Origin of the sequence: Streptomyces sp. NBC_00016 (genome assembly GCF_045040885.1) — a bacterium.
Classification (GTDB): Bacteria; Actinomycetota; Actinomycetes; order Streptomycetales; family Streptomycetaceae; genus Streptomyces; species Streptomyces coriariae.
In genome coordinates, this window is the sequence record NZ_CP108304.1 from 6,217,105 (window position 1) to 6,233,187 (window position 16,083).

Annotated in this window: 13 protein-coding genes; 7 read left to right on the plus strand and 6 right to left on the minus strand. The window is 72.0% G+C overall.

Annotated elements, in window-relative coordinates; translation table 11 throughout:
• Positions 1–12: 12 nt before the first annotated feature.
• On the minus strand, positions 13–1,629 hold the full coding sequence (locus OG933_RS27600) for a carboxyl transferase domain-containing protein (protein WP_020131776.1): 1,617 nt from the start codon (positions 1,627–1,629) through the stop codon (positions 13–15).
• Between the two features lie 96 nt (positions 1,630–1,725).
• Between OG933_RS27600 and OG933_RS27605 the strand changes: the two genes are divergently transcribed.
• From OG933_RS27605 to OG933_RS27615, 3 genes are all read left to right on the plus strand, one after another.
• Positions 1,726–2,319 carry a TetR/AcrR family transcriptional regulator gene (locus OG933_RS27605; protein ID WP_054240128.1) on the plus strand — a complete coding sequence of 198 codons (594 nt, stop codon included), beginning with the start codon at positions 1,726–1,728 and terminating at the stop codon, positions 2,317–2,319.
• Positions 2,320–2,485: 166 nt separating this feature from the next.
• Positions 2,486–3,643, plus strand: coding sequence for an acyl-CoA dehydrogenase family protein (locus tag OG933_RS27610; RefSeq protein WP_171397439.1), 1,158 nt, complete (start codon positions 2,486–2,488; stop codon positions 3,641–3,643).
• A 36-nt stretch (positions 3,644–3,679) separates the two neighbouring features.
• Positions 3,680–4,552 (plus strand): acyl-CoA thioesterase II, encoded by an 873-nt coding sequence (locus OG933_RS27615; RefSeq protein ID WP_362525538.1) that lies wholly within the window; start codon positions 3,680–3,682, stop codon positions 4,550–4,552.
• Positions 4,553–4,614: 62 nt separating this feature from the next.
• On the opposite strand, the gene OG933_RS27620 is transcribed toward OG933_RS27615, so the two are convergent.
• The gene (locus OG933_RS27620; RefSeq protein ID WP_405629311.1) at positions 4,615–5,406 is read right to left on the minus strand and encodes a phosphatase; all 792 of its coding nucleotides are present in this window, start codon (positions 5,404–5,406) and stop codon (positions 4,615–4,617) included.
• A 66-nt stretch (positions 5,407–5,472) separates the two neighbouring features.
• Positions 5,473–6,951 carry a helix-turn-helix domain-containing protein gene (locus OG933_RS27625; RefSeq protein WP_405629313.1) on the minus strand — a complete coding sequence of 493 codons (1,479 nt, stop codon included), beginning with the start codon at positions 6,949–6,951 and terminating at the stop codon, positions 5,473–5,475.
• 120 nt (positions 6,952–7,071) lie between these two features.
• Here OG933_RS27625 and OG933_RS27630 point away from each other — a divergent pair, with 120 nt between their 5' ends.
• The 4 genes from OG933_RS27630 (at position 7,072) to OG933_RS27645 (ending at position 11,946) form a co-directional block, all read left to right on the plus strand.
• Positions 7,072–8,535 carry a sodium:solute symporter gene (locus OG933_RS27630; RefSeq protein ID WP_405629315.1) on the plus strand — a complete coding sequence of 488 codons (1,464 nt, stop codon included), beginning with the start codon at positions 7,072–7,074 and terminating at the stop codon, positions 8,533–8,535.
• Between the two features lie 66 nt (positions 8,536–8,601).
• Positions 8,602–9,570: an agmatinase gene (gene speB, locus OG933_RS27635; protein ID WP_054240122.1), complete on the plus strand. Its 969-nt coding sequence runs from the start codon at positions 8,602–8,604 to the stop codon at positions 9,568–9,570.
• Positions 9,567–11,261 carry a thiamine pyrophosphate-binding protein gene (locus tag OG933_RS27640; protein WP_405629317.1) on the plus strand — a complete coding sequence of 565 codons (1,695 nt, stop codon included), beginning with the start codon at positions 9,567–9,569 and terminating at the stop codon, positions 11,259–11,261. Before speB ends, OG933_RS27640 begins: the two co-directional genes overlap by 4 nt.
• Positions 11,262–11,286: 25 nt before the next feature.
• Positions 11,287–11,946: a hypothetical protein gene (locus OG933_RS27645; RefSeq protein WP_405629319.1), complete on the plus strand. Its 660-nt coding sequence runs from the start codon at positions 11,287–11,289 to the stop codon at positions 11,944–11,946.
• A gap of 3 nt (positions 11,947–11,949) precedes the next feature.
• Here the strand turns inward: OG933_RS27645 and OG933_RS27650 are convergent, their stop codons facing one another.
• From OG933_RS27650 to OG933_RS27660, 3 genes are all read right to left on the minus strand, one after another.
• Positions 11,950–12,303 carry a peptidase inhibitor family I36 protein gene (locus OG933_RS27650; protein ID WP_405629321.1) on the minus strand — a complete coding sequence of 118 codons (354 nt, stop codon included), beginning with the start codon at positions 12,301–12,303 and terminating at the stop codon, positions 11,950–11,952.
• 235 nt (positions 12,304–12,538) lie between these two features.
• The gene (locus OG933_RS27655; protein WP_028807161.1) at positions 12,539–13,342 is read right to left on the minus strand and encodes an endonuclease I family protein; all 804 of its coding nucleotides are present in this window, start codon (positions 13,340–13,342) and stop codon (positions 12,539–12,541) included.
• A 210-nt stretch (positions 13,343–13,552) separates the two neighbouring features.
• Complete coding sequence (locus OG933_RS27660; RefSeq protein WP_405629323.1) at positions 13,553–15,892, minus strand: glycosyltransferase family 39 protein; 2,340 nt, start codon at positions 15,890–15,892, stop codon at positions 13,553–13,555.
• Between the last annotated feature and the right edge of the window lie 191 nt (positions 15,893–16,083).

Here is a 16,083-nt window from a genome sequence, read left to right on the forward strand (position 1 = left end):
TTGCTCCCCTCCTCACATCCGGAAGACGCCGAACTGGGGGTCACCCAGTGGCGCATGGGCACAGGCGGTCAGGGCGAGGCCCAGCACCTGCCGGGTCTCCAGCGGGTCGATGACGCCGTCGTCCCAGAGGCGGGCGGTGGCGTAGTAGGCGTTGCCCTGCCGCTCGTACTGCTGCCGGACCGGCGCCTTGAAGGCCTCTTCCTCGTCCGCGGGCCACTCCTGGCCCCGCGCCTCGAGCTGGTCCCGTTTGACGGTCGCGAGGACGGAGGCGGCCTGCTCACCGCCCATGACGGAGATCTTGGCGCCCGGCCACATCCACAGGAAGCGGGGCGAGTAGGCCCGGCCGCACATGGAGTAGTTCCCGGCGCCGTACGACCCGCCGACGACGACCGTCAGCTTCGGCACGCGCGTGCACGCCACGGCCGTCACCATCTTGGCGCCGTGCTTGGCGATGCCGCCGGCCTCGTAGTCCCGGCCGACCATGAACCCGGAGATGTTCTGGAGGAACACCAGCGGGATCCCGCGCTGGTCGCACAGCTCGATGAAGTGGGCGCCCTTCTGGGCGGACTCGGAGAACAGGATGCCGTTGTTGGCGACGATGCCGACCGGGTGGCCGTGGATCCGGGCGAAGCCGGTGACCAGGGTCTGCCCGAACTCGGACTTGAACTCCGCGAAGCGGGAGCCGTCGACCACGCGCGCGATGACCTCGCGCGCGTCGTAGGGGGTGCGGGAGTCGACGGGCACCGCGCCGTACAGCCCGTAGGGGTCGACCTTGGGTTCGACGGAGGGCCGCACCTCCCAGGGCAGGGGCCCGCGCGCGGGGAGTGTGCCGACGATGTTGCGGACGATGCGCAGCGCGTGCGCGTCGTCCTCCGCGAGGTGGTCGGTCACGCCGGACACCCGCGCGTGCACCTCGCCGCCGCCCAGCTCCTCCGCGGTGACGACCTCGCCGGTGGCGGCCTTCACCAGCGGGGGCCCGCCCAGGAAGATCGTGCCCTGGCCGCGGACGATGACGGCCTCGTCGCTCATGGCCGGGACGTAGGCCCCGCCGGCCGTGCACGAGCCCAGCACCGCGGCGATCTGCGGGATCCCGGCCCCGGACATCCGGGCCTGGTTGTAGAAGATCCGCCCGAAGTGCTCCCGGTCCGGGAACACCTCGTCCTGCATGGGCAGGAAGGCCCCGCCCGAGTCCACGAGATACAGACAGGGCAGCCGGTTCTCGAGGGCCACCTCCTGGGCCCGCAGATGCTTCTTCACCGTCATCGGGTAGTACGTGCCGCCCTTGACGGTGGCGTCGTTGGCGACGATCACGCACGCGCGCCCGCCGACCCGCCCGATCCCGGCGATGACCCCGGCCGCCGGGGCCTGCCCCTCGTACATGCCGTCGGCGGCGAGGGGGGCGAGCTCCAGGAAGGGCGAACCCGGGTCCAGGAGGGTGTCGACCCGGTCCCGGGGCAGCAGCTTCCCGCGCGCGGTATGGCGTGCCCTCGCCTTCTCCCCACCCCCCAGCCGGGCCGCGGCCAGCTTGCCGCGCAGCTCGTCGACGAGTGCGCGGTGCGCCGCCTCGTTGGCCCGCCAGGCCTCCGACGCGGGGTCTGCCGCGCTCGTCAGCTCCGGTGCCTGCTCCATCCTTGCGGTCCCCTCACCCAGTGATCGACTGTTAATGAGCGTTAACCATTTCCTTCAGGTTAACGACCGCTAACCTCCCTGTCTAGAATTGCCTTCATGGCCACGAGAACCGACGCCCCCACCCGTCGCGAGCAGATCCTCAGGGAGGCCGCGCGGCTGTTCGCCGAGCGCGGGTTCCACGGCGTGGGGGTGGACGAGATAGGCGCCGCCGTCGGCATCAGCGGGCCGGGGCTCTACCGGCACTTCCCGGGCAAGGACGCGATGCTCGCCGAGCTGCTGGTCGGCATCAGCGGCCGGCTGCTGACCGGAGCGAAGCTGCGCCTGGCGGAGGCCGACGGCGTATCGCCCGAGGCGTTCCTCGACTCGCTCGTCGAGGGCCATATCGACTTCGCCCTCGACGACCGTCCTCTGATCACCCTGCACGACCGTGAGCTGGACCGCCTCCGTGACAGCGACCGCAAGCTGGTCCGCCAGCTCCAGCGGCAGTACGTCGAACTGTGGGTGGAGGCCCTGCGTGCCGTGTATCCGGGCCTCGCCGAGCCGACCGCCCGTTCCGCGGTGCACTCCGTCTTCGGCCTGCTGAACTCCACCCCGCACCTCGGCCGACCGGGTTCCCTGCCGGGCCGCGCGGCCACCGCGGCCCTCCTGCACCGGATGGCGCGGGGGGCCTTCGCGGCGGCAGTGGAGTGACGAGCGTTACCCCCGCCCCACCCTGGACGCTCTTCGTACTCGCCGGTACGGTTGTTCTCTGAGCAAGCGCTTAGCCATGGGGTCGCAGCCATCAATGGAGCACCCCGACGGCGAGCAACCACATCCGCGAGAGCGGCGCCGGCTTAGGCGCAGAGAGGGGCCGGCGGTGCGCCGCACGGTGTTCAACGAGGATCACGAGGCGTTCCGGGAGACCCTCCGGGCGTTCATCGAGGCCGAGGTCGTTCCCGTCTACGACGAGTGGTTCGCGGCCGGCCAGGCGCCGCGCGACTTCTACTACAAGCTCGCCGAGCTCGGCGTCTTCGGCATCCGCGTCGACGAGGAGTACGGCGGCGCCGGCATCGACTCGTACAAGTTCGAGGCCGTGCTGTACGAGGAGACCGCCCGCGCGGGTGTCTCCTTCGGCGGCTCCGGTGTGCACGTGCTGCTCGGTCTGCCCTACCTCAAGCTGCTCGCCACCGACGAGCAGAAGAAGCGCTTCCTGCCGAAGTTCGTCTCCGGCGAGGAGATGTGGGCGATCGCGATGACCGAGCCGGGCACCGGCTCCGACCTCGCGGGCATGAAGAGCACCGCCAAGCTCTCCGAGGACGGCACGCACTACGTCCTCAACGGCTCCAAGACCTTCATCACCGGTGGCGTGCACGCCGACCGCATGATCGTCTGCGCCCGTACCTCCGCGCCCACCGCCGAGGACCGCCGCCACGGCATCTCCCTCTTCGTGGTGGACACCAAGGCCGAGGGCTACTCGGTCGGCCGCAAGCTGGACAAGCTCGGCCTGAAGACCTCCGACACCGCCGAGCTGGCGTTCGTCGACGTCAAGGTGCCCGTAGAGGACCTGCTCGGCGAGGAGAACAAGGGCTTCTACTACCTCGGCCACAACCTCGCCTCCGAGCGCTGGGGCATCGCCTACGGCGCGTACGCGCAGGCCAAGGCCGCCGTCCGGTTCGCCAAGCAGTACGTGCAGGAGCGCGTGGTCTTCGGCAAGCCGGTCGCGCACTTCCAGAACACCAAGTTCGAGCTGGCCGCCTGCCAGGCCGAGGTGGACGCGGCCGAGGCCGTCGCCGACCGCGCCACGGAGGCCCTGGACGCGGGCGAGCTGACCCCGGCCGAGGCCGCCAGCGCCAAGCTGTTCTGCACCGAGGTCGCCCACCGGGTGATCGACCGCTGCCTCCAGCTGCACGGCGGCTACGGCTTCATGAACGAGTACCCGATCGCCCGCCTGTACGCGGACAACCGCGTCAACCGCATCTACGGCGGCACCAGCGAGATCATGAAGTCGATCATCGCGAAGGACATGGGTCTGTAAGCAGCCCGCAACTACGGGCCGCTACAACTAGACGCCATGAGCCAGGCACTACAGGATCTCCTCGATCTGCTCGACATCGAGCAGATCGAGGAGAACATCTTCCGCGGCCGGTCCCGGTCCGCCGTCGTCCCGCGCGTCTTCGGCGGGCAGGTGGCGGCGCAGGCACTGGTCGCCGCCGGGCGGACGGTCCCCGAGGACCGGCTCGCCCACTCCCTGCACGCGTACTTCCTGCGCATGGGCGACCCGGGCGCGCCCATCGTCTACACGGTCGACCGGATGAACGACGGCCGGTCCTTCACCGCGCGCCGCGTCGTCGCCGTCCAGCACGGACAGCCGATCTTCGCGCTGTCCGCCTCCTTCCAGCGCCACGAGGAGGGCTTCGACCACCAGACCCCCATGCCGCCCGCCCCGGACCCGGCCACGCTGCCGACCTCCGAGGAACGGCTGCGCGGCTACGCCCACCTCGATCCCGAGGTCGTCGAGAGGTTTCTGGAGGCCCGCGAGGCGGTCGATCTGCGCTATGTCGACGAGCCGCCGTACGGCCGGTTCGGCGCGCCGCGCGAGCCGCACTCCCAGGTCTGGTTCCGCGCCAACGGCAAGCTGGCCGACGACCCGCTCCTGCACGTCGTCCTCGCCACCTACGTCTCCGACATGACGCTCCTCGACTCGGTCCTGCTCGCGCACGGGCGCGGCGGCTGGGCGGTCGGTGACGTGGTGGGGGCGTCCCTGGACCACGCGATGTGGTTCCACCGCCCGTTCCGCGCCGACGAGTGGCTCCTCTACGACCAGGAGTCGCCCTCCGCGCACGGCGGCCGGGGCCTCGGCCAGGCCCGCATCTACACCCAGGACGGGCGGCTCGCCGTCTCGGTGATCCAGGAGGGTGTGGTCCGCGCCCCCCGGGGCGACTGAGCACCCGGCGCCGCACCCGCGCGTGCGGCGCCCCGGGGATCGCTCCCCGGCCGGACCAGGCCCTAGTCGGTCAGTCCCGCCTCCGCCAGCAGGTACGCCGTCATCACGTCGTAGTGGCGCGGGCTGACGACGTGGTCGTCGAGGGGGACCGCCACCTGGACGGTGCCCTCCGACTCGGCGATGAACAGCGCCGGGTCGTTGCAGTCGGCGTAACCGACGGAGTCGACGCCGTGCTGCCCGGCGTAGCCCGCCCAGCCGTGGTCGGCGACGACCAGGTCGGGCAGCGGCCGGCCGTCGCGTTCGAGCGCGGTGAGGATGGCCTTCATCGGCTCGCCCGAGTGGGTGTGCCAGAGCGTGGCGCCGTGTTCGAGGACCGCCACGTCGGCCAGCTGCCAGACGTACCCCTCGTCCGTCTGGAGCCCCTCCGGGATGACGACGATCTCGCAGCCGGCCGCGCGCAGGGCGGCGGCGGTGGCCCGGTGCACGTCGAGGAGACCACCGGGGTGGCCGGTGGCGAAGAGGACCCGCTGGCGTCCCTCGGCCGCCTTGCGCAGCCGGGCCGCGAGCCGGTCCAGGCCGTCGACCGTCAGCTCGGGGTCGATGGTGTCCTGGCCGTAGCGGTACTCGGGATCGTCGTTCACGCCGACCCGCTCGGCCATCACCGCGAGCACGTCCTGCTCGTCGGTCCAGCGGTCGCCGAGTTCCAGGCCGAGCCAGAAGTTGCGGACACCGTTGGCGAGCTGGCGGTAGTGGGAGAGGTTGTTCTCGCGGGGCGTGGCGACGTCCCCGGCGATACGGGTTCTGACGAGGTGGTCGACGAGTTCGGCGCGGCTGGGCGTCCCGGGTATCGGCATGGTTTCCATTGTGAGGCAGCGGGCGGTGCGCGTCTGTGCTGTTCCGGACGCTGGGACACGCGTCACTCACTGTTGTTTCAGGGCGAACCACAGCTCCATCCGGACGTCCGGATCGTCCAGGTCGGTCCCCAACAGGGCCGCGCAGCGGGCGATCCGCTGCCGCACGGTGTTGCGGTGCACGGACAGCGCCACCGCCGTACGGTCCCAACTGCCGTGCAGGGAGAGCCAGGTGCGCAGCGTCTCGAGCAGCGCGGCGCTCGCTGCGCCCGCCCGGATCGGGGCGAGGAGCGCCCGGGCGTGGGCCCGGGCCTCGTCGTCGGGCACCAGGTCCCGCAGTCCGGCCCCGGAGCCGTGCCGGACGAGCGCCGTGCGGGTGGCGCGCGCCCGGGCCAGCGCGCGGGCCGCCTGCGCGTCGGCGGCCGGCCAGTCGGCGGGGGCCGCGTCCGCGCTGACGCCGAGGGCCCAGCCCGGCTGCGGCTGCGGCGGGCCGTCGGCCGGGACGAGGACCCGTACGACGTCGTGCGCGAGGTCGACCAGCGGTGATCCGAGGCCGGCGCCCAGCGCGGAGGCCGCCACCGGGTCGACGGCCTGCGCGTCTGGACGGGCGTGCACGACGAACCACCGCTCGCCCCCCAGCAGCGGGGCCACCTCGGCGGGCGCGGCCCCCAGCAGCAGCCGCACGAGCGCCGACGAGCGGGCGGCCCCCGAGCCGCTCTGGTGTTCGCCGGTGAGGAGCGAGAGCAGGACGGCGGCGACGGAGGCGATGGTGTGGTCCCCGGGGTCCCGCCGGGGGGCCGCCACCCCGAGCACGAACCCGCGGCCGGCCCCGAGCGCGTAGGCGGCGAGCTGGGTCCCGTCGGGGGCGGTGTCGCTGGCGGTGACGGAGGCGCGGGAGAGGAGGAGGCGGGCGAGCCCGGCGAGGGGGGCGTCCGCGGACGTCCGCCCCGCCCCCGCGATCTCCGTCCCCTCCGGCCCGTACAGCACCGCGCGCCCCCCGACCCGCTGGGCGAGCTGCCGCAGGACGGACGGGACCGGGTCCGGGCGGGAAGCGGCGGCCGCGAGGCTCTGCTGGGCCTCGGTCACCCGGCGCAGCTCGGCGGTGCGGGCCCGTTCCATCAGCTGCCAGACCGCGCGGGCCACGGCCGAGAACGTCGTCTGCGGCGGCACCTCCAGGAGCGGCAGCTCGTACGCCTCGCAGGCGGCGACCAGCGCCCTCGGTACGGTGTCGTGCACCGGCGCGACCCCGAACCCGAGCGCCGCGCCGCCCGCGGCGACGATCCGCGAGACGTAGTCGTCGAAGTATGTTCCCGACCCGGCCGCCTCCGGGATGTGCACGCCCGCCGTCAGCAGCAGCTCGCCGCCCAGCAGGTACGGGTACGGGTCGGCCATCTCCGAGGTGTGTGCCCCGTGCAGCACGGTGCCGGGATCGGCGGGCCCGGCGATCTGCCGCAGGGCGAGGTCCTCGCGGGCCAGCAGGGCGGCGAGCGGGACCGATGGGGTGGGTGGTACGGCGGGGGCCACGGGAGGTACAGCGGGCTCCGGCACTATGGACGTTCCCTCCACTGGGCACGGATCGAGTGGATGAAACGTACACTTCCAGGGCACTTTTCGGCCACCTAGGGTCAACTCCCGAACCACCTCAGCCATCGAGAAGGGTGGGCCCCCATGGCCGTCGACTACACCGTGATCGCCGTCTATCTGGCCGGCATGCTGGCCATGGGCTGGTGGGGCATGCGCCGCGCCCGCTCGAAGAGCGAGTTCCTCGTCGCCGGGCGCCGCCTCGGGCCCGTCATGTACTCCGGCACCATGGCGGCGATCGTCCTCGGCGGCGCGTCCACCATCGGTGGCGTGGGTCTGGGATACCAGTACGGGCTGTCCGGCGCCTGGATGGTGTTCACCATCGGCCTGGGGCTGCTCGCCCTCTCCGTCTTCTTCTCGGCCCGGATCGCCCGCCTCAAGGTCTACACGGTCTCCGAGATGCTGGACCTGCGCTACGGCGGCCGGGCCGGTGTGATCTCGGGCGTGGTCATGTGGGCGTACACCCTGATGCTCGCCGTGACGTCGACCATCGCCTACGCCACCATCTTCGACGTCCTCTTCGACATGAACAGGACCGTCGCGATCGTCCTCGGCGGCTCGATCGTCGTCGCGTACTCGACGCTCGGCGGCATGTGGTCGATCACCCTCACCGACATGGTGCAGTTCGTGGTGAAGACGATCGGCGTGCTCCTGCTGCTGCTGCCGATCGCGGTGGTCAGGGCGGGCGGCTTCGGCGAGATGAGGGCGATGCTGCCGACCGGCTACTTCGACCCGCTGGGCATCGGCGGCGAGACCATCTTCACCTACGTGCTGATCTACACGTTCGGCATGCTCATCGGCCAGGACATCTGGCAGCGCGTGTTCACCGCCCGCGGCGACCGGACGGCGAAGTGGGGCGGCACGGTCGCGGGCACCTACTGCCTCGTGTACGCCCTCGCCGGCGCCGTCATCGGCACCGCGGCCAAGGTGCTCTACCCGAACCTCGCCTCCGCCGACGCCGCCTTCGCGACGATCGTCAAGGACGAACTCCCGGTCGGCGTGCGGGGACTGGTGCTGGCCGCCGCGCTCGCCGCGGTGATGTCGACCTCGTCCGGCGCGCTGATCGCCTGCGCGACCGTCGCCAACAACGACATCTGGTCCCGGCTGCGGGGCGTCGCCGGCGCCGACGGCGAGGAGCGCGACGAGGTCAGGGGCAACCGCCTGTTCATCCTCCTGATGGGCGTCGCGGTGATCGTCACGGCGATCGCCCTGAACAACGTCGTCGAGGCGCTGACGGTGGCGTACAACCTGCTCGTCGGCGGACTGCTGGTGCCCATCCTCGGCGGACTGCTCTGGAAGCGCGGCACGGTCCAGGGCGCCCTCGCCTCCGTCGTGGCCGGCGGCGTCGCGGTGATCGGCCTGATGGCCGGCTACGGCATCCTCGCCAACGAGCCGGTCTACTACGGCCTCCTCGCCTCCCTGGCCGCCTACCTCGCCGTGTCCCTGGCGACCCCGGCCACCGACCCCGCCGTACTGGCCGCCTGGCGCGAGCGACTGGCCGGACGGACCCCCGAGACGGCCGGAACCTCCCCCGTCCCGGTGTCCCGGTAGACGTCCCAGTACAGTCGTACGAGTAGTAGTACATACGCGACGAAGCGTAAGAAAGAGAGCATTTCCATGAGTGGCAACGAGACGCCCCGCGGCCCCGTCGACTCCTCCCGCGTCCCGCGGTACGCCGGCCCCGCGACCTTCGCCCGGCTGCCCCGCCTCGACGAGGTCGGCCGCGCCGACGTCGCCGTGGTGGGCGTGCCGTTCGACTCGGGCGTCTCGTACCGGCCGGGCGCCCGCTTCGGCGGCAACGCGATCCGCGAGGCGTCCCGGCTGCTGCGGCCGTACAACCCGGCGCAGGACGCGTCCCCCTTCGCCCTCGCCCAGGTGGCGGACGGCGGCGACATCGCGGTGAACCCGTTCAACATCCACGAGGCCGTGGAGACGATCGAGGCGGCGGCCGACGACCTGCTCGGCACCGGAGCCCGCCTGATGACCCTGGGCGGCGACCACACCATCGCGCTGCCGCTGCTGCGCTCGGTCGCGAAGAAGCACGGACCCGTGGCCCTGCTCCACTTCGACGCGCACCTCGACACCTGGGACACGTACTTCGGTGCGGAGTACACCCACGGCACGCCGTTCCGCCGGGCCGTGGAGGAGGGCATCCTCGACACCGAGGCCCTCTCCCACGTCGGCACCCGCGGCCCGCTGTACGGCAAGCAGGACCTGACCGACGACGAGAAGCTCGGCTTCGGCATCGTCACCTCGGCGGACGTGTACCGGCGCGGTGCCGACGAGGTCGCCGACCAGCTGCGGCAGCGCATCGGCGACCGCCCCCTCTACATCTCCATCGACATCGACTGCCTCGACCCGGCGCACGCCCCCGGCACCGGGACCCCGGAGGCGGGCGGCATGACCTCGCGCGAACTCCTGGAGATCCTGCGCGGCCTGGCCTCGTGCAACCTGGTCTCGGCGGACGTCGTCGAGGTGGCCCCCGCGTACGATCACGCGGAGATCACGTCGGTGGCCGCGTCCCACACGGCGTACGAACTGACCACGATCATGTCCCGACAGATTGCCGAGGCTCGCGCGAAGTGACTCACGACCACGACCTGGTGCTCCGGCCGACTCAGGCGCAGATCGACGCTGCTCTGAACCCTCCCGCCGGCCGCTCGGGCGGAGACCTGGTCGTGGAGACCCTGGCCGGGCTCGGCGCGACCACCGTCTTCGGGCTGCCCGGCCAGCACGCGCTCGGCATGTTCGACGCGCTGCGCCGCTCCTCGCTGCGGTACATCGGCCTGCGGGTGGAGAACAACGCGGGGTTCGCGGCGGACGCGTACGGCCGGATCACCGGCGAGGCGGCCCCGCTGCTGCTGTCGACGGGTCCGGGCGCGCTGACCTCGCTCGCGGCGCTCCAGGAGGCGGCGGCCGCCTCGGCACCGGTGCTGGCGATCAGCAGTCAGATCCCGACCGCCGGCCTGGGCGGCGGCCGCCACGGCTATCTGCACGAACTGCCCGACCAGGCGGCCTCGTTCCGTGGCGTGGTGAAGTCGGTCCACACCGTCCGCACCCAGTCGCAGATCCCGTCCGCGATCGAGGCGGCCTGGAAGTCCGCGCTGAGCGTGCCGCACGGCCCGGTGTGGGTGGAGATCCCGCAGGACGTGCTCCTCGGCCAGACGCGGATCCCGGTGGTCACCGGCGGCGACGCCTTCCCCGAAGAGCTGCCGCCGCGCCCCGAACTGACCGCCGTGGCGGCCGACCTGCTGTCGAAGGCGGCCCGCCCGGCGATCATCGCGGGCGGCGGAGTCGTACGGTCGGACGCCTCGGGCAAGCTGAAGCAGCTGGCGGAGGCCTTGCAGGCCCCGGTGGTCACCACGCCCGGCGGCAAGGGCGCCTTCCCCTGGACGCACCCCCTCTCGCTCCAGTCCTGGATCGAGGACCGGCACACCACGGACTTCCTCGAGGACGCGGACGTACTGCTGGTCGTCGGCTCCGGGCTCGGCGAACTCTCCTCCAACTACCACACGTTCAAGCCGCGGGGCCGGGTCGTCCAGATCGAGGCGGACCTGGGGAAGCTGGAGTCGAACCATCCGGCGCTCGGCATCCACGCGGACGCGCGACTGGCGTTGCAGGCGCTGCTCGAGACGGTGGAGCCGGTGGCGGAGCGGGCCCGGCCGGAGGCCGCCGAGCGCGTCCGCGAGGTCCTCACGAAGGTCGCCGAGCGCCTCGCCGCCCAGGAACTCACCCTGGAGCAGGAGGTGTTGGCGTCGGTCCGCAAGGCGCTCCCGGCCGACTCCCCGTCCTTCTGGGACATGACCATCCTCGCCTACTGGGCCTGGTCGGCCTTCGACGCGAAGGGCCCCAACCACATGCACTCGGCCCAGGGCGCGGGCGGCCTGGGCTACGGCTTCCCGGCGGCGCTGGGCGCGGCGGCGGCCGACCCGACCCGCCCGGTGCTGGCGGTGTCGGGGGACGGCGGCGCCCTGTACTCGATCGCGGAGCTGGCGACGGCCCGGCAGTACGACCTGAACGTCACCTGGCTGATCGTCGACGACGGCGGTTACGGCATCCTGCGCGAGTACATGACCGACGCCTTCGGCGAGCCCACGGCCACCGAACTGACCCGGCCGGACTACGTGGCCCTGGCGGAGTCCTTCGGGGTACCGGGGGTGCGGACGTCTGCGCAGACCCTGGAGGCGGACCTGGCGAAGGCCTTGTCCACGCCCGGCCCCTCGGTGGTCCTCCTCCCGGCGGTGCTGCGGATGTTCGCGCCCACGCACCTGTCCTAGGCAAGGCCGTTGATACGGTCCCGCCATGTCTGAAGCACACGGATCACCCGGCCCCGTCACCGCCGACGACGTGCAGGAGGCGGTCCGGTCGGCGGTGGCCGCCCTGCGCGGGGCCGATGCGGCCGACTGGGACGCCAAGGCCGGTTCCCTGGACTGGAGTTGCTGGGAGACCGTCGAGCATCTGGCCGACGACCTGTTCGCCTACGCCGCCCAACTGGGCCCTCGGGGCGGGCCGTCGGACACCGAGGTGCCCTTCGTGTGGCGCGCGGAGCGGCCCGGCGCGCCGGCGAACGTCGTCTTCGCCGACCGGACGGCCGGGGCGGCCGGACTCGCGCAGGTGCTGGAGGCCTGCGGGGCGCTGCTGACCGCCATGGTGCGGACGACGCCGGCGGGCGTCAGGGCGCACCACGTCTTCGGCGTCTCCGACCCCGAGGGGTTCGCCGCCATGGGGGTCGTCGAGACGCTGGTGCATCTGCACGACGTCGCCGAGGGGCTCGGTCTCCGGTGGGAGCCGGACGCCGGACTGTGCGACCGGGTGCTGGCGAGGCTCTTCCCGGACGCCCCGGCCGGCACCGACCGGTGGCCCACCCTGCTGTGGGCCACCGGCCGGGGAGAGCTCCCGGGGCAGGCGCGTCTCACCCGGTGGCGTTGGTACGGCGCTCCCCGCGGCGAGGGCGAGCGGTAGGGCTCAGCAGGCGCCCGGGCCCACCGCGTCGATCCGGCCTCCGAAGTCGCCCAGGTAGCGGGTGCGGTAGTCGGCGTTGAAGACGTTCCGCTTCTCCACCGGGCCCCAGTTGATGAAACAGGCGCGGGTACTGGAGACGAAGGAACCCACGTGGTCGTGGAGGGCGGGCGGCATGTCGCGGTAGCCGCTGCGGGCGGTCCACTCCCAGCTGCTGCCGCGGAAGTTCTCGCCGCTGTAGAAACAGATCGATCCGTCGGGACAGGACGGCGCCGCGGCCGCCGCCGAGGCGCTCTGGACAGGCAGGGTGAGGGCGGTCAGGGCGAGAGCGGCGGCGAAGGACCAGGCGCGAAGCTTCATGAACGTCTCCGGGAAGGGAGTCGGGATCGCTCCCGGCGGATCTGCCGAGGCGCCCCCAGCCTCGCGTCCGGGCCGGCCGACATGCCCGGGACGAAGATCCGACTTCACCGGTGTGAGGGAACTAGTCGTTCCATCACACCGACTCCTCCGGCGTGCGTGCCCCGGCACGCGGAGAGGGGCTGAACCTCCCTGTCGGCACGGGAAGTTCAGCCCCTCCACGGTCGCGCCGCGGGTCCTACCAGATCGCCTCGACCCACTCCGGGTGGTCGATGAACGGGTTGCGGTTGTGCTGGTAGGTGTCGTAGATGACCTGGTTGCGCTTCTCCTCGAAGGCGCTCGGCGGGTCCGCCTCGTTCCACGCCTTGAGGACGGAGAGCTTGCCCATGTAGGGGTTGCTGCCGTTGCCCACCTTCTCGTTGGGCTCCAGGTTGGCGAAGCCGTCGTCACCCTCGTAGCGCACGGCCATGTAGAGGATCATGCGGGCCACGTCGCCCCGGTCCGCGGCGCGCGGCGCGAAGGAGTCGGAGTCGACGGTGCTGCCGCCGCCGTTGGTGACCGCGCTGCCGCCGTTGTCGAAGTCCAGGTTGCCGCGGATGCTGTTGACCTGGACGTCCGCGGGACGCAGGTGGTGCAGGTCCGTGCCCGGACCGGTCACCTCGCCGAAGTCGCCGTGGGACTTGGCCCAGGTGTGCTCGCGGTTCCAGTCGCCGACGTCACCGCCGTTGAGGGACTTGGCTCGCGAGACACCGCTGTACAGCAGGATGACGTTGCTGCTGTTGTTCGGGTCCTGGTCGGTGGCCTTCAGAGCGTCCCAGACCGCGGAGTACGAGATCTTCGTCTGGCTGCTGATGATCGTGTGCAGCGAGGACTTCAGGCTCGTACCCGTCTTGCCGACCGCGTTCTTGTAGTACGTCGCGTCGTAGGCCGTCGTGGTCGCCGCGGCGGGGGTCGCGGTGAGCGCGGGCGCGGTGAGACCGACCAGGACGGCAGTGGTGGCAAGCGCCACCGACTTCCATCGGCGTATGCGTGTCGCCAGCATGTGGGGTGTCCGATCTACGCGGGTTGATTGGAGGCGGCAATCGGGAGAGTGACATGCACATGCGGTCATGGCAATGAATCTGACATGTCCATCAGGTGACGGGAACCGGCAAATTGCCCCTTGTCTACGCGAGTTGAACGCGCTTTCTTACGACGAAACGGCCCCCGACGGTGAAGTCGGGGGCCGCTGCGGACCGTTGGGCCGTGCGGGTCAGCTCACGTCCGAGGCGTCCAGCCGGTAGACCGTCGACTGGTTGCTCTGCGACGAGGTGTCCGTACCCGAGGCGTCCGAGCCGGAGGTCGCCGAGCCGGACGCGGACGCGGACGCGGAACCGGAGCCGGACGCGGAACCCGAGCCGGACGCGGAGCTCGACGTCGAGCTGTAGGCGCTCTCCGGCACCGCCGTGCCGTTCTTCTGCACCCAGGCGGTGATCTCCTGGTTCAGGCTGCTGTTGCCGCCCATACCGCCGCCGCCGAGCTGGATGTAGTGCAGCTCGCCCTTCTTCACCAGTTCCTTGAGCTTGGCGAGGGTCATCGCCTGGTCGCTGCCGGTGAAGCCCCACATGGAGATGACGGGCTTGCCGCTGCTGAGGATCATCTGGCCCGCGCTCTGCGAGTTGGAGACCGCGATCAGCCAGGTGGCGCCGTCCTGGTGCTTCTCCAGGTACGAGATGAGCTCGCTGTCGGCGCCGCCCTGGGCGCCGCCGCCCATACCGCCGCCGCCACCGGTACCGCCGCCGGGGCCACCACCGGTGCCGCCGCCCGGAGCCGTGCCGCTCTCGCCGCCGCCCTGGCCGCCGCTCGGCGCGCCGCTGGGTGCGCCGCCGCCCTGCGGGAGTTCGCCGTTGCCGCCGCCCGGCGTCATCTGGCCATTGCCGCCGCCGGGGAACTCGCCGCCCGCCTGGCCGCCCTGCTGGGTGCCGCCGGGCGCCTGGCCGCCGGGGCCGCCGTTGCCGCCGCCGAAGCCGCCCCGGCCACCGCCGCCGCCGGGACCGCCCATGCCGCCACCGGTGGACGGACCCGCGGTCGGGTTGGTGCCGCCCATCATGCCGCTGGAAGAACCGAAGGCCGGCGAGGCGGCGTACGCCGTCGGACCGGCGAGGGCCGCCACGATCGCCGCGGCGACGGACGCGCCGAGCAGCCGGGCCCTGACGCCGGAGCTCGCGGAGCGCAGTACGAACAGGCCCACGATCGCGAGGACCATGACCACACCGACGACCGGCCACAGCCAGGTGTTCCAGCCGGTGGCGCGCCGCAGCAGCACGATCGCCCAGACGCCGGTGACCGCGAGCCCCGCGGGCAGCACCCACGACCAGCGGGCGTCACCGCCGCGCAGGGCACGCCACAGCATGACCCCGCCACCACCGCACAACGCCGCGATGCCCGGGGCGAGCGCGGTCGTGTAGTAGGGGTGCATGGTGCCCTCGGCCATGGCGAAGGTCAGGTAGTGCAGCACCAGCCAGCCGCCCCACAGCACCAGCGCGGCGCGGGTGGGGTCGGTGCGCGGGGCCCGGCCGCGCAGCACCAGGCCGGCGACGAGCGCGATGCCCGCGAAGGGGATCAGCCAGGAGATCTGGCCGCCGAGGACGTCGTTGAACATCCGGCCGATGCCCGCGGTCCCGGCGAAGGATCCGCCGCCTCCGCCGCCCCCGCCGTTGCCCTCGCCGCCGAGGACCCGGCCCAGGCCGTTGTAGCCCATGATCAGGTCCCAGGCGCTGCCGTCGGTCGAACCGCCGATGTACGGCCGGTCGTCGGCGGGCACCAGGGACACCGCCGTCGCCCACCAGAAGCTGGCGACGGCCAGTGCCACGGCGGCCAGCGCCAGGTTCACGGCCCTCTTCCTCCAGCCCAGCCGCGACGCGTACAGGTACACGGCGAAGACGGCCGGCAGGGCGATGTAGCCCTGGAGCATCTTGGTGTTGAAGGCGAGCCCGAAGCAGACCGCGGAGCCGAGGAGCGGCAGCAGCCGGTCGTCGCGGGTGGCGCGCAGGGCGAGGGCCGCGCCGGCCACCATCAGCAGGACGAGGACGGTGTCCGGGTTGTTGTCGCGGTTGATGGCGACGGTGATCGGCGTCAGCGCGAGCACGAGGGCCGCGACGGCGGCGGCCGCGTGCCCGAAGACCCGCTTCACCGAGGAGTGCAGGATCCAGATCGTGCCCAGCGCCGCCGCGACCTCCGGCAGCATCATCTGCCAGGTGCCGAACCCGAGGATCCGGCAGGACAGACCCATGATCATGAGCGCGAACGGCGGCTTGTCGACGGTGATGAAGTTCCCGGCGTCCAGCGAGCCGAAGAACCACGCCTTCCAGCTCTGCGTACCGCTGTAGATCGCGGAGCTGTAGAAGCTGTTGAGGCTCGACCCGGACAGGTTCCAGGAGTACAGCACGCCCGCCAGGATCATGATCGCGATCAGCGCGGGCAGCGACCAGCGCGGCGCCCTGTCCGGCGGGGGCGCCGCGGGGGCCGTCTCGGAGGTCGTCGGCGGTGACCGGTCCGGGGACACGGCAGGGGGCACGGTCGGGTGGGGGAGTGGATCGGTGGCAGATGTCACCCTGCGCATGCTGTACGGCCGTTGTGGGTGGTCGCTGTGGCCGAGCTGGCCGCCGCCTGTGAGAACGCACAGGCCGCGGTAACGCGTTGCCCAGGCTTTCCCCAACACCCGAGGTGACGCACGCAACCTTCGCGACGCACACAACCTCGGCGATGCGTACAACCTTTCGTACGAACTTGTGTGTCAACAGG

Coding starts and splice junctions, on each gene's coding strand:
- OG933_RS27600 (WP_020131776.1), bottom strand. CDS start 1,629: ATGGAGCAGGCACCGGAGCTGACGAGCGCGGCAGACCCCGCGTCGGAG.
- OG933_RS27605 (WP_054240128.1), top strand. CDS start 1,726: ATGGCCACGAGAACCGACGCCCCCACCCGTCGCGAGCAGATCCTCAGG.
- OG933_RS27615 (WP_362525538.1), top strand. CDS start 3,680: ATGAGCCAGGCACTACAGGATCTCCTCGATCTGCTCGACATCGAGCAG.
- OG933_RS27620 (WP_405629311.1), bottom strand. CDS start 5,406: ATGCCGATACCCGGGACGCCCAGCCGCGCCGAACTCGTCGACCACCTC.
- OG933_RS27630 (WP_405629315.1), top strand. CDS start 7,072: ATGGCCGTCGACTACACCGTGATCGCCGTCTATCTGGCCGGCATGCTG.
- speB (WP_054240122.1), top strand. CDS start 8,602: ATGAGTGGCAACGAGACGCCCCGCGGCCCCGTCGACTCCTCCCGCGTC.
- OG933_RS27645 (WP_405629319.1), top strand. CDS start 11,287: ATGTCTGAAGCACACGGATCACCCGGCCCCGTCACCGCCGACGACGTG.
- OG933_RS27650 (WP_405629321.1), bottom strand. CDS start 12,303: ATGAAGCTTCGCGCCTGGTCCTTCGCCGCCGCTCTCGCCCTGACCGCC.
- OG933_RS27655 (WP_028807161.1), bottom strand. CDS start 13,342: ATGCTGGCGACACGCATACGCCGATGGAAGTCGGTGGCGCTTGCCACC.